This is a genomic window from Paenibacillus marchantiae (assembly GCF_028771845.1).
GTDB lineage: Bacteria > Bacillota > Bacilli > Paenibacillales > Paenibacillaceae > Paenibacillus > Paenibacillus marchantiae.
Map to the genome: position 1 here is coordinate 4,998,339 of NZ_CP118270.1, position 15,148 is coordinate 5,013,486.

The window sequence follows — 15,148 nt, forward strand, 5'->3', positions numbered from 1 at the left end:
CTCTCCGCTCTTGTCCAACACTGCTCAACGTCAAGTTGATGGCCCATGGCAAACCTGTATTAATTTACGTCTACTTGTTATTAGATAATATATTAAATTACTAATGGTGTCTTTTTAAAGCATTTGCTAAAAGGAGCGACTTCAATGGGAACATGTTCTTGTCCCCCGACCAAAAAAGCCGAATGGATTGTTCTCATCCACTCAGCTTTTAGGGTAATTTCACAATAATTTGTATAGCATCACCTCAATAACTCACAAGTACAACTAACTGCATCATGTAAGCCTGTCGCAACACCGCTATTATTCAGAAAGTATTGGTTCACCACCTGGCGCCTCATTTGCAAGCAGCTCTGAACCATCGGAATGCCGTTCGAACATAACTGCGTCAACCCTCGTATAGATCATATCGGCAGGAAGCGTTGGCGGGTCTACGGTTGTAGGAGTAACCCTGGTTAACCGGACATACTCGCTACCGTCACCCGTAAAGTCGAACGTTCCTAAATTAACCCAACCCGATGAGCCGGCCGTTGCATCGATATAGGTGACCTCAGTACCCGTCTTATGCTTCACTTCCACTTTGACATTATTATCGTTTCCCGTCGTATGGACGAGCTTGTAGATCGAGACTGTATATTTCCCCTCTGGAAACTGGCCTTTCCACGTTGCAGATGATCCTTGAACTGTAGAGTAACGGGACTTAACCCCAATTTTGTATCCGGCTAAATTGCTTTGACTCCAAGACCCTTCTGTCGTGTATAACCCAGTTGTATTTGTACTGTCCACGATAACCGTTAAGTCCTTGATCGTGATGTTCAAAGATGGTGTGGTTATGGTCACTCCGTCAATCGTGACAGTAGCCCATACCTCAATGTGATCCGTGTCCCCATCGAGATTAAGAAGGGTCAACACCCCACTGCTATCCACTTCGGCCAGATCCGTACGATCAACGAAATACTGCACATCGGCCTGTGTTAAATCACCGATCAAACCGTTATCCAAATAGCCGGTTACGCTCAGCTGTGCGGTTTGAGTCATCTGCAGCTCGTTCCGATCAGACAGGATCACAGCAGACTCCAATTGCGGTACCCTGTTCGGGTCCACCCACATGATCGCATCGGCAATGACCCTGGACTTGTTGGCTTTATTGGTTAGTTCCACGTACCCACTATCGCCTGCAGCAAAAGGATAATCCCCTAGGTGCACCCAAGTACCATTCGCTGCTGTCTCATCAACAGTAACCGTCTCGGAGCCTCCGCTGTAATACACGGTAAATGAGGCATTCGTTGTCCAATTTTCACTTGCAGAGGTGATTTGCGGAATCTTGTAATAGACACTGTAAGTGACACTTTCCGGCAGCTCAGGCCTCCATCTCATTTTGCTTGTCGCGTTGCCGGCCGTAGATTTGGCATACACATAGTTATCATAGTAATAGTTGTCAGCCGTCGTATCCCTTATCCAGACGCCTTCTGTCTCCGCCTCCGTATTATCCACAATGATAGATGAACTCTCCTGCCCATCGGGTTGGACTGGAATTTCCGTAACCTGATCAGGCAGATAAAGTGTCCGCTTGCGGGTCTGTTTCCCCTCTGATTCCACGTAGTACGTGAAAGTTTGGGATAAATCATTCACCCGTATCGACCATTCCATTGGGTATATCGTATCTGGGACGGTCGTATACGTAGCCCCGCCATCCAAGGAATAATGAATGGTCGCGGGTTTCGTCGTTTTGGCCTGCACATAAGCATCATAGACCGTTTCGTCGGGCTTAACCATCAGCATGCCTTTAACAGCATCAATTGGACTGTGGGTATCAAAGAAATAACTTGCATCCGATAGTTCAGCCGTTCTAACCTGATGCAGCGGCACATCAATGTTAAGTCCTTCTACAATGATCGCGGTGATGCCCTTGCCTGAAACCGTGGCTTGAATGATTCCGCCACTCATAACTGCTTGCTCTGGTGTACCATTGTCGCGGATGATCGTTACAGTATAATCCTGTGTCGGGTTGAATCCAATGATTTGTTCATTCAATTCGATCGGAGTCTGAACTTCATCTGACGATGCATTGCTTAGCCCGATGTAGAATTTATCCCCGCTTTCACCCGTTATCCAATTCAATTGAGGATGGTTGGTCTTAATAATCCCCTTGGGCATCCAAAGCCAAACGTCGGAATTACCATAAAATTGACCTGGTTTATTACCATAGAGGTGATATTTGAACCATAAAAAATTCGTTTCAAATACGGAAGGAAATGTAATGCTCCCGTTCGATTTCAATGATTGTTCGCTGATCAAATAATCCATCGTTTGTCCTAGCTGCCCCGGAATATGGTGATAATAGATGGATGTAGCCCCGCTTGGGCCTTCCAGAGGAAAGTCCGGTTCAAGTTGGCTAACTGCGAAGCCTTTATAGTAATAACCTGGATAACTGGAATATCGACCAATAACCGCATTATGAGCAATATCCTGCAGCAGTTTATCCCCTGTATAGAGCGACAATCTCAGCATGAATGGAGCTTCCTGAGCATTCATCCGATAATAGCCGGTTGTACTTCCTGCTTCAAACGTCAATCCGCTCGGTGAAACAAGCCAACGATCCGCTTGAACGCCTCCGGCTATATCTTCTGGAAGCTTGAGCCTAGGATATTGAAATTTACCACTTTCCGGCCAATGGAACGACTCCGCGTAATTATACGTCTCAGGCTGAGGAATCGTAACGTTACCTTCAGGAACTGGACGAGCAACGAACATGGTTGCATACCGTTTGGCTTCCTTATAAGCGGCATTCAAGTATTTGGGATCCTGAGTTTCCTCATATAGCTCCAAGATCTCCATCCACAGCTTGCTATAATAATAAATGAACTCATTTTTACTCACATCCACGGTTGCAGGCGTATCGATATATTGCAAGATATAACTATCGGCTGCATCCTTGGCAGCCTGCAAATACTGCGCCTCTCCTGTCATACGATACATCATCAGGGGTTGAATGACAGGCCCCCGGTCTTTCTGGTCCGGGTCTCGCATGAGGTACTCTTCCTGTGCCAGCGCCCCAATTCCTGCCGAAGTGCCCATCATCTGATTGACGGCGGCTACGCTTGAAACATCGAACGGCAGAGTAGCCATTTTCCATAAGGAAGGCACACCGTATACTTTCTTCTGCGTCGGCGACCAACCGATACCATTTCGCGATACGCCATACTGGACGGACGGCAGTGCTCTCGTATCGTAAAGCTGGTCATCCCCAGTCAAATAGTAAGCCCCCAAAAGAACCGCATTCGAGCTTGTTCGGACGCTGTCCTCGTTTTCGATATCAATAAAGCCCTTGGCACGGCTCCACCACCCGCTGGGTGACGGGACATAATTAACAGAGTCGTCCCCTTGCGGCTCAATCTTAAGTAAATCGATCATATTGAACATCGCGTCAGTTAGCGACTGATCTGACACATTTTCGCGGTATGCTGAATAACCGTACTCATTGCGAAGAATATCCGCGTAGGATTCATACAGATTGCTTTTTTGAGCGATTAGCCCCATATGAAATTGATAAGTGCTCTCTGCGGTCATTTGCGAATAAGTTCCTAATTGAGGCGCATACAAGATTGGCTGCACGCTGCCTTCGTTGTTGACCAGACTCATGCCAAGCCGTTGTTTCGTAACGCCTCCCGTCGGTTCAAATTCAACCGGAAGCTCTGCCGAAGGTACAAATACACCATACGTTAATGGATTTCCCGAACCATCATTTTTCTCAACCAGGCTCATCGGAGCGCTCAGCTCTCTCAAACTTGTTGATTCCACTGTACCTACCATTTTGGCATGTGACCTGAATCCATTTAACACTTCATTGATGCCCGAGACTGCCTCTGTTGTGAAGGACTGATATCCAATCACATAATTGCCGTCGCGACGAGGCGTAAAGGCGAAAGAAACATCTGGTTTTTCCCCTGCCATGGACCAGTTCACTTCAAAATCGTAATCACTGCCATGCGTAGAATCGGTTAACACCGCCGTGTGGTTATCGGGAAAATGGACCCCATCGAATGTAATCCAGCGTTTGTTCATCGTATCGTAGTAATTGGTTCGGCTGCCCGCATTCCCATCCAATAAAACCCATTGCTCCTCAAGTCTTTCCGATACGTTATTGATTGGCGTCCAGTTTCCCGTGTCCGTGTTCTTATAGAACATGTCACGAACGATGGATTTCCCCCCATCCCATGCTGCCTCATAGAAGGTCGCCTTATAGTTAGCATTTTCGATGCTGCCTTTTTCCGTATAACTGAGATTCGCTAATGTGCGGCTCCGCAGCGGGGGCAAGGGTGGTGCTTGCTGCCGGATATTTCCTTCGAACTTGACTGCATCGGCCCGAGTAATAATCGTACCCGTCGTAGGTTGCGTTCGAGTCAGCCTGACAAATTCGCTATCATCACCACTAAACTCATACTCCCCCAGATCCACCCATCCAACCGATGGACCTGACGAAGGTCTAAGATCCATAAACTTAACATCCGTAATCCCGTTATGAACAATCTCAATCTTCACATTACTATCTGCTTTATCCGCCCAATCCAGCTTATAGAACGATATTTTCGCCGTCCCTGCTTCCAAGCGCGGATTCCATGTGATAGTTCTACCTACAGCATCCGTATATTTGGAACTGGAATTATTGTATCCCTTTACTCCTGCGCTTGTGGTCCAATATGGAGCGGAGAACCCGTTATTGACGTTGCCTGAATCAACAGTGACGACATTATCAATTGTGAGGCTTCCATCATCAATGATGATCGTCTTGTGTGGTTCTTTCTGCCTTATATTCCCTTCGAACTTTACCGCATCCGCACGCGTAAGGATCGTATTCGCGGTGCCGGTAGACCGGGTCAATTTAACGAATTCTTCACCAACTCCGGAAAAATAGTACTCTCCCAAATCAACCCAACCAGCTGGAGCGCCAGATGAGGGTCTTAAATCCATAAAGACTACATCCGTCGTTCCATTATGAACAATTTCGATTTTCACATTGCTATCAGCCTTATCTGCCCAATCCAGCTTATAGAAAGATATTTTCGCCGTTCCTGCTTCCAAGCGTGGGTTCCATGTTATCGTTCTGCCTGCTGTACTCGTATATTGGGTGCTGGAAAGATCATACCCCTTCACCCCTGTGCTTGTGGTCCAATTTGGAGCCGAATATCCATTGTTCTCGTTACCCGCATCAGGTGTCACAACATCATTAATCTTAATGCTCCCGTCATCGATGATAATGGTCTGATAAGGTAAGGTCTCCGCATAAGCGGCCCTTATTCCGATCAGGCTGGAAGGAATTACTATCGTCAACATGAAAACGATGAAGAAAAAAAGCTTCCTTTTGACCATACAACTCACAGCCTCTCCTATTAATGATAACGCTTCCAAAAAAAGTTTACCCTTTGCTCAAATGATCGTAAAAAAGCAATTAAATTTAGTCTTCTGGCTAATCCCGCTCTGTCGTTTCTATCTTAGCATGTCACATCACCGTGAAATTTCTTTCATTTTAAGAATTTCTTATACGATTTTAAGTAAAAAAAAGAAACCTACATCCTAATTGAGCGCTCATTGCAGTCAGATAGAATATAGGTCTTCCAAGTAGACCAATCAATTATAATGGCGGCTGCACCAATAGCAACTTCCCAAGCTGAATGACCGTTTGATCATACCAAGCCGGATGTTGTCGAACATGTTCCATACCTCTTTCATTGCCACTTGCCTCAAACACGGCCGCTTTGTCTGTCTTCTTGTGATCGATTTCGAAGCGAACCGTATGTTTCCCATTCGGTAGCTCCGGTAAGTAAACATATTGATTTCGATTATGATCGTTATATGAAGTGAATCGATCGATAAGAAAAGGTTCACCCTCATCCACCGTCACCTTCAATCTGCCAGAATCCGGCCCCCCAATATCGAATAATCCGATGTGAGTTCCCTCAAACTCCACTGTGATCGTCTCTCCGGGATCGACTGCTCGCCATAGACCGGGGAACAACCAATCATACTCGCGCACTAAAGCAAAATCATCAGGGGTCATGTAAGACCACCCCGCGGAAAAATGAGTAAGACTGTCCAGTGGTAGCATGGTTGCATACTCCCAAGGGTTGGCCGGGACCAATGGATCCTGCGGCAAGTGATGTTCGACTTTTCCTACGTGATCTCGAAGCTCTCTGATTTTCTCAAACGACCGGGTGATTGTATCCGTGTAAATCTGATGTCCTTCGGGAATCGTTGGATGGATCGAATCATGCGTAAAAATAACGGCTCCGGGAATAGATACGTCTGCTCTTAAGGTGAAAATGAGCTTTCCTTCCAAAACCAATTGACTGACTGCTACGCCCAGATGAATCGAAGGAATGCCGTAATAGTCAGCGACTTCCTCTTGCATACGAGCGCCCTTCTGGTATTGGCCCGATTGAAATGAGGTCAAATCCCGTTCCTTAACCGTATACACAAACAGAATATCGGTAAACCGGCTGTGCTTGTGAATCTGTCGGACGATGCCTTCGATCCGCGCCTTGGATTCGGGAACTCCGCCATCGTTACCAACAAATTCAACAAACACTAGATCAGGCTGATGACGCAGTACATCTGTCTCCAAACGGGCGCAGCCGAGGTCCGATCCTGTCCCATCAATGCCTGCGTTCACAGAGCGGATATCTGCATGCGGATATTGCCCTCGCAGCCAATCCGCCGTCATGACCCTGTATCCTTTAGAACGTGTATTACTGCCGCCAAAATAGACAATTGTTACTGTTTCCCCATTTTCCAACTTTTGAATGACATTAGGCAGCCCTCTTCGAGGGAAAAATTCCTTCATCGTGACTTCACCCGCCCTCACTTAGCGTTTTTAGGAGCAAAAAATTTGACAGCAAACACTTCATAATAAGGCGAACCATACGTTGCACAGAAATCAAGTCGGACTCGGGTTACACCTTTTGCATCCACCTGATGTTTATTCAACGAAAGATAATTCCCACGGATATTCATTTCACTCTCGGTTCCGTCTTCTAAGGTTAAGATCACATCATAATCTTGAATCAACGGCTCGATCGGATCGTCGAAATGCTCCAAATTCAGCTGCGAATTGAAAACAAGATGGATTTCATCCAGATTCTTGGGGCTTGCAAAAGCAAATTCCAACCACTCCTGTCCTTCCGAACGTTCAGAAATCCAGCTGTTCGGTAGACCATAAGGTCTGGAGAAGCCGTTGACGACATTCTCAGGGCTATACATATTTTGGGATGGCGATAGGTCTTTAAAGCAAATGCTCTTATTAAGCTTCTTCAGCCTGGACGGCTCTTCCGGTTTATAAAAGAAGCTCACCACTCCAGTCATTTTCTCTTCATTCGTGTGTATCGAAAGGCTCTCTGAACCTTCCAATACGATGTAGACCTTGTCATCAGCTGGCTTCTTGCAGCTGAGGTCCAGTGTAATCCAGTCATCGTGACCCGCTGAAATCAACAAGTTGTAGCCTTTCAGCTCGCTGGCGGGAATATAGTTTTCCTTCCGCTCCCCGCCAAACAGCTTCACTTGCAACGTTTCCGATTGCTCGGATCTATTTTTTATTTTGATCTGCACGCTTTCAGCCAAGGATGTCTGAATCGGTAAGACCAAACATAACGCTTTTTCCAAGGAGATCTCTTCGGTAGGATGCAGATGATCATAGCTTCGCTGAGACGAGGCACGAATCGTTAAGCCGTCAGCAAAATAAGGATCCAACTGCTCTTGAAACCCTACAATCGTTTGCCCGTCTCGAAGCAGCTGCGTCTGAAGCTCATCCATATGCGCTTTGACGATGTCCGCGGGGTCTGTATCATATTTTACGCATAACGCAGCAGCCGTTCCTACCGCCTGCCCCATACAACCACAGGTTGCCATCACCCTTGTAGACCCGAAAGCCACATGGGTAGCGCTTATATTGCGGCCAGCGAACATGAGATTGGGAATATTACGTGAAAATAAGCTGCGGAAAGGGATATTATACAACCCCGGCACAAAATTCCAAGCTGTAGCCGGCCCTTCATCGTAAATGCCTTTATTCGCATGCAGATCCATATACCAGCCTCCGACGGATACAGCATCTTCGAAGTGAGTCTTTGCTGTAAGATCGTTCTGAGACAGCATGTGCTCCCCGATAAACCGTCTTGACTCCCGCTTTCCTGGAATCGGGCATACATAATCCAAGATGAGATTGTCTACGTCATCAAACTCACCGATATTTTTGATATAATCCCATATCCCGTACACCAATTTCCGCAGTTCCAATGCGATGTCTTCATTATTCTTGATAATATCCATATGACCGCCGTATTCCAGCCACCACAATCCGCCAAGCCCGTTGATTTTCCTTGGAAAAGACCGATGGTTTAATCCTTTTCTGATACTATCGAAAAACTCCAGCTTCGTGATATCATACGCAAAGCCAGGCCTTTTGTAAGGAACGGCATAGTTTACGTCACGGGCTTGAAACAGAATCGTATCGCCCATCGTGTAATGATCCGCCACTTCTGGAGCGAGCTCCTCCTTGTATTCATGCTTCGCTTCTCTTCCCCATCGGAAGTCAGCACCTGCTTGGTATCCAACTATTCCATCACCGGAGCAATCAATATAGGTTGGGCTTTCAAAACGAAATTTTCTTTCGGAAGCTAATTGAAGGCCCTCCACCCATTGAATTCTGCCGTTCTCCATGCCCGTTTCATGTACACATGTATTCAGAAACAGAGAAATGTTAGGCTCATCATAAACCATGTCGAGCAAGACCGTATCCGAAAGCGAAAGCATAAGCTTCTTGTTATATAACGGATTATAATGAAAGATCTTCAGCTTGAGTTCTTCTACCAACCCGCCCTCGCGGGCATAATAGGATGGACTATTTCCGAGATATGCCGACCCGTTGATATGAACTCTGACCTCGCTGCTCGCATTTCCCCCAAGCACCGGCCGATCATTAATAAGTGAAACCTGCAGACCTTGGCGTGCAGCTGCAATGGCAGCACATATCCCTGCAATACCTCCACCTACGACGGTTACATCTGCTTTCATAAGCTCCATTTTGATAACCTCCATGATTAGATGCTCCTATCATGGTAATGGTTTTGGCCTCTTTTTTTTTACAGGATTTCACGAAAAAATCATACATTTTTTGTATCCTTATTTGGATTCGTACCGTGTCATTTTTATCCGATATTGCTTAGGTGTATCACCCGTATATTCTTTGAACAGTTTGCAAAAGTAACCTTCATTGACGATGCCTACTTCCTCACACAATTCCAATAAAGAATAATCCCGGACGTTTAACAACTCGAGAGCGAGATGGATTTTTTTACGGTTGATGTAGCTGATCACGCCTTCGCTCATTGTTTTTTTGAATAAGCTGCTAAAATACGATGGCGCTAGATTCACTTCCTCCGCAATTGCCTCCAATGTTAAGCGTTGTTTCAGGTTTTTCTCGATAAAATGCATAGCACTCATGATTTCTGCACGATGTAATAGTTGGCCCGCGTGTACGTATTCGAATGTGAAGTCACCAATATAAGCGAGCTGCTCCTGAAAAGCCATAAATTCCATGGGGAAGTCTGGGACTTCCGTGGCCATCTTGTTCCCTGATTTAAACTTTACGGTAATGTCTCTGTACAAGTCTCTAATCATTGGTGCCATGATGGACTTGTGGATTTTATGGTCCGAAACAAATTGAGACAGATCGACAAGTGCATTCTCCAGCTCTTCCTTGGAAATCTTCCTTTTCATCCGTATAAGAAAATCAGCCAGCTTCTGCTGAAAGTCTGCTTTTTTGTCATTATCGTATTGGAACCGATGCATCGGTGTTTTTACTACTTTCTCGGTATGATAATAGAAATCCTCACTCACATTTTTAGCTTCCGTGTATGCCTGTTTGATCGATTCCCAGCCTCGGTGTGGACCACCAAAAGCGACGGATACCCTTTGATTCAGATATTGATGCAAATGAGAGACGATCTGCCCTCCCAAGGATAGGCAAGCATATTCCGTTTCCATATCACTGCGGTTATTTTCCCAGGATAGAAAGCCAATAAAACGATTATCGGACAGATCCGCAGCTACCCCACTGCCACCATTCATTACCGTTTCTTCGATGATATTCGTAATCGCATATTTCAAGATGTTTTGATCTGCGGCAGCGTATTCGTTGCGGAAACTTTCATACGTATTCATCTCAACGATGAAGCAGCAATAGTTCGCTTGAAAGAAATGAAACTGCATGCGATTAGCAAAATCCGATGCCCGATGAGAAGGAATTTCGCCTCTAATCAGTTCGTTAAAAAATTGCTTGCGCACTCTATATTTATTTTCAAGCACGGATACGTTTAACGATTGAAATTCCGCTTCTTTTTTCTTAAACTCATTTAAAATTCCAGCTGCCTTATCCAAAGCTCGATTCAAATCCGCTTCCCTCAGCGGAACCTTTACAATGTACTCCAATACGTTGGCTTGAATCGCTCGCTGGGCGTATTCAAAGGATGAATAGGCGGTCAAAAGTATGTATTGCGTATGGGGGAGCTCCGCCTTGAGCTGCTCAATCATGGAGATTCCGTCCATTCGCGGCATAACGATATCGGATATGACGATGTCCGGCTTAATTTTTATGATCTCCTCGATCCCATTCAGCCCATTATTCGCTTTGCCCACTAGAACAAATCGCTTATCCCTATGAGAGAGTTCATTAAAAAACAATTCCAATCTTTGAATGATCAGGTCTTCATCATCAACAATGAAGCAGGTATAATCTCTCACCATTATGCATCTCCTTTTTGCAATTCTGCCGGGAATACAGCGCGTATACGGGTTATTTCCTTAGGTATGCTAATGATTTGCAGTCCAAATTGATCGCCATAGTGAAGTCTTATTCGGCTATGAATATTATTTAGCCCGATTCTTTTCCTTTTTAGTTCCATTTCACTCGGTTCTGAGGTTAAAATATGCTTTATTTTATCAGCTGGAATTCCCTCGCCTTGATCAACAACTTCTATGATGACGATACTGTCCTCCCTGTACGCATGAATCGTAATAGGCCCCTCAATTCCCCCTCCGTTATAACCATGGAAGATGCTATTCTCCACAAGAGGCTGCAGCAGCATTCGAAAAACAGGAAAATCCATTAACCCTGCTTCGATATTTTCAATCAAGTGGAAGTTTCGGTTATACCGAATGTTCTGGATCTCAATATAGTCCGCTACATTACGTAGTTCCTGACTTAAGGAAACCTTCTCTGAAGCATCGTCTATCCCGTATTCCAATAATGAAATAAGCGATCCGATGACTACATCTACTTTCTCTATTTGTCCGAGACGTATAACGTTGCTGATCGAACCAAGTGTGTTATACAGAAAATGAGGGTTAATTTGAGACTGTAGCACCTGGATTTCCAACTTCCGCTCAAGTTCATTATGAAGTTCCGCTCGCCGAATCAGTTCCACAATTTGCTGCAGCATACGATCGAATGCTCGTGAAAGATCTCCAAACTCATCGTTTCGATTAACCGTAATTGTCGTTGTGAGTAAGCCTTGCTCCACTTGCTTCATTTTTGTTTTGAGTGTATACAGTGGTTTCCTTATATATTTGGCAACCAAAAAAGAAATGATCAAACTTAAGAGAAGACCTGCAGCTAGAAGCTCAATATAATAGGTTTCCAATCTGGACAAAGCTGCTTTCAAGCGTGATTCATCATTAATTGAGATGATGGTCCAGTTGAATTTCTCCGTCGGTTTTTTTAGAAGGGAGACCGGAATGCCATCCATGGTATGCAGTTGGAGACTTGTTTCTGTCGTATCCAGAATTTGTTCCGCTGACGTTTCCCCGATCGAAAACGTATGATCTTGAATATTCAGTAGTCCTTTATTTTCAGAAAATCCGGCAATGATTTTACCTGACGCTGTGATCAGAGCCAGATTCATTTGTTCTTGTTTATTAATCTTGAACAAGGTTTCTTCAATGGCATTTAGATCCAAGTCAACCGCAATGGCCATTGGAAACGGAGCACCGTTCAGATATCGAACCATCGTAACGGTCCAGCCGGAATACTTCGATTTGTAAGGTTCACTAACAAAGGTAGTCCTTCTGTTCTTGTCAGCCGCATCAAACAAAGGTTCTCTTTCAGATAAAGGTTCATCGAATATTCGGGTAGCTGTACTTCCGCCTAGAATGGATAAATCGCTTTTGATCAAATATATATTACTGACGTAACTACTATTGAGTTCATACAGTTCTCTTAATTGCTTTTTAATCACTTCCGCATTGTCAATATTGGCTTTCACTGATGTTTCGACTGAGAAGAGAATCGTCTGGAAGGAAGAAAAATTAACAGTGAAGTACTGGTCTACCTTGTCAAGGATTTGGTTGGTGTAAAAAATGTCATTGGTTCTTATTTCCTTTTGGACATAGCGATAAGACAATTGGCTTATCAAGATGATGCAACCTAATACAAACGCAAACACGAGAAAAAATAATTTTAAAGGCAAGCTGATTCTTCTTCGCATCCATCATCTTCCTTTTAATTCTATAGTAAACTAAGAATAGCATATGCTAATAAAGAGAGGGGCTACGAATAGCCACTCTCTTTGTTTATTTATTTTACTTGATAAGGCCGGCCTCTTTAAATTGTTTGATTGCTGTTTCCTTATATTTCTGCATGTCAAACTTAGTATCCAACGTTTGGAGGAAATTGTCCCAGTTCGAAAGAGGTTCTTTGCCCGTCATAAATTTAACTAAGCTTTCATTAATGAAACGAGTTCGGTCAGCATCCAAAGTATCGTTGGGGTCTGGAGTCAATAAATTTCCGGGCAACGTTGGCCCCACATATTGCTGATTGTCCTTGAAAGCCTCCGCCGTCTTAGGATTCTGGAAGCTGAAGTACTCCGCATCATCACCACGGCGCGGCATTCTATAATGATCGACCCACAGGTACTTCTCTTTCATTTCCTTCGATAACTCGGAGGTTTTATTTTTGATCTTGCCGTCCACCACATCCCAATGAATACCTTTAATTCCGTATGCAAAGTTAGGATAAGCTTCTTCGTCTGTAAAGAGATAATTCAGCATGGACAAGATCCGAATGATTTTGTCCTTATCCGCTTTCGCGGAAATGGCCCATGAATTACCTTGGAATGATTTTCTTTCTACAATTTGATCCCCGTAAGGACCTTTCATCGGAGGAATGACGATCCATTCCGGCACCTCGCCACTAATCTCTTTCATTTTCTGCTGATAATCCGGCTCCAGCCTACGGGCATCTCTGATCATGAAGCCAACTTTACCCTTAAACATCTTTTGGTCCAACAGATCAGGTGAATTCATCGTCACCCAGTCTGGGTCTACCACGTTGGCGGCCATCATTTTGTTAATGTAAGCAAGCGCCTCTTTCATTTTGGGATCGATAAACAGAAATACCGGTTCATTATCTTTTATCTCAACGGCCGAAGGAGGATTGACACCAAACATCCACATCAAGCTATCGAAGCCATAGGTTTGCAGATTACCTTCTTTATTCATACCGCCGATAAATCCGTACGTATCGTTTTTACCATTCCCGTCCGGATCTTTCTCTGTAAAGGCTTTCATAACTTCGAACAACTCATCCGGTGTCGTTGGTACCTCCATATTCAGCTTTTTCAGCCAATCATTGCGGATGAAGAAGCTTCGACTGATACCGTTAACATTATCATAGCCTGGAACTCCAATCGTTTTTCCTTGATAGGACATTGCATCCCATGAGTCGTTGCCAAACCGTTTCTTTAATTCAGGGAATTGATCCAGATACGGTGTCAAATCCGCAAGAACGCCTTGGTCGTAATATTGCGCGAGATCAGCCCGACTCTTCAAGAAGATCAAATCTGGAATATCTCCGCCTGCAATGAGTGTATTCAGTTTGGTTGTTGCTTGCCCAGCTTGAGGAATCATCATATCCAAGTCGATGTTCATCTCTTTTTCCAACATTTTACGTTGAACATCTTCATCACGTGGAGGTACCGGAGCAGCAGCGTTGAAAGTGCCTTGGTTAAACATTGAGATTTTCATTTTGGTTGCAAACTGGCCAGACTGCCCTTGCGAATTACCCGAAGCTGTCGATGTAACTTCTTCATTTCCCCCACATCCTGACAGTAGCGTTCCCAATCCTAAGATTGCCGACAGAATAGCAAATGAAATCTTCTTACGCTGCATATTGACCTCTCCTTTGCTTGTATATTATCACGGTTTCCCCGTAATAAGTTAGGTTGGAACACTTTTAACCTTTAACGGATCCCAAGAGCACACCTTTGGTAAAATGCTTTTGTAAAAATGGGTAAACGATTAAAATCGGAATCGTAGTCACAACAACTGTAGCCATCTGCACAGCGAACGTACTTACAGCTCCGGAATTGGCGAGCGACTCAGCGCTTTGTGTTGCGACGTTAAGCAGGATGTTGCGCAAGACTACTTGAAGCGGCATGAGGTTGGAATCATTGATATAAACAATAGCATCAAAATAACTGTTCCAATGCCCCACTGCGTAAAATAAAGAAATGGTGGAAATGACGGGCAAAGACAGTGGTAAAATGATCCGCCATAACGATTGAAGTTCACTTGCACCATCAACCCTCGCTGATTCCTCAATTTCACCAGGCAATTGCTCGAAAAAGCCTTTAATGATCACCAGATTAAATGCACTAATGAGATTTGGAATAATCAATACCCACGGACTGTTTAGCAACCCCAGAGAGCGAATTAGTAGATAAGTCGGAATTAACCCCCCACTGAACATCATGGTAAACACAATGAATAGTAAAAACGGACTGCGTCCCGGCAAATATTTTTTGGATAACGGATAAGCTGCTAAGACCGTAAATAACACATTAAGCACCGTGCCTACAATCGTTCGAAACAACGTAATTTTATACGCCTGCCAGATCCCATGAGAAATGAACACTTCTTTATAGGCTAGAAAGGTAAAAGATTCTGGTATAATCACAATCCCTCTTCTTAACACTTCCGATTCTGGCGTCACGGAGACAGCAATCACATACAGAAAGGGTAGTAAGCAAAGTAGTGATAAGAAAATAAGAATCACATAAACGACGGATTGCCAGACTTTTTCCCCGATTGTCAAATTGATCAT

7 protein-coding genes are annotated in these 15,148 nt (G+C 44.4%); all 7 read right to left on the reverse strand.

What is annotated here, in order from left to right; genetic code table 11:
* Window positions 1-300: 300 nt before the first annotated feature.
* The 7 genes from PTQ21_RS22530 to PTQ21_RS22560 all read right to left on the reverse strand — a co-directional run bounded on the left by PTQ21_RS22530 (window position 301) and on the right by PTQ21_RS22560 (window position 15,148).
* Complete coding sequence (locus PTQ21_RS22530; RefSeq protein WP_274567227.1) at window positions 301-5,331, reverse strand: golvesin C-terminal-like domain-containing protein; 5,031 nt, start codon at window positions 5,329-5,331, stop codon at window positions 301-303.
* Between the two features lie 298 nt (window positions 5,332-5,629).
* Window positions 5,630-6,838 (reverse strand): SGNH/GDSL hydrolase family protein, encoded by a 1,209-nt coding sequence (locus tag PTQ21_RS22535; protein ID WP_274567228.1) that lies wholly within the window; start codon window positions 6,836-6,838, stop codon window positions 5,630-5,632.
* A 17-nt stretch (window positions 6,839-6,855) separates the two neighbouring features.
* On the reverse strand, window positions 6,856-9,087 hold the full coding sequence (locus PTQ21_RS22540) for an FAD-dependent oxidoreductase (protein WP_274567229.1): 2,232 nt from the start codon (window positions 9,085-9,087) through the stop codon (window positions 6,856-6,858).
* An 84-nt stretch (window positions 9,088-9,171) separates the two neighbouring features.
* Window positions 9,172-10,794, reverse strand: coding sequence for a response regulator transcription factor (locus PTQ21_RS22545; protein WP_064637693.1), 1,623 nt, complete (start codon window positions 10,792-10,794; stop codon window positions 9,172-9,174).
* A complete protein-coding gene (locus PTQ21_RS22550) occupies window positions 10,794-12,461 on the reverse strand; it encodes a sensor histidine kinase (protein ID WP_274567230.1) in 1,668 nt (555 codons plus the stop codon). The genes PTQ21_RS22545 and PTQ21_RS22550 overlap by 1 nt, the downstream gene beginning before the upstream one ends.
* A 166-nt stretch (window positions 12,462-12,627) precedes the next feature.
* Window positions 12,628-14,214 (reverse strand): extracellular solute-binding protein, encoded by a 1,587-nt coding sequence (locus tag PTQ21_RS22555; RefSeq protein WP_090806759.1) that lies wholly within the window; start codon window positions 14,212-14,214, stop codon window positions 12,628-12,630.
* A 64-nt stretch (window positions 14,215-14,278) separates the two neighbouring features.
* Window positions 14,279-15,148, reverse strand: coding sequence for a carbohydrate ABC transporter permease (locus tag PTQ21_RS22560; RefSeq protein WP_063563707.1), 870 nt, complete (start codon window positions 15,146-15,148; stop codon window positions 14,279-14,281).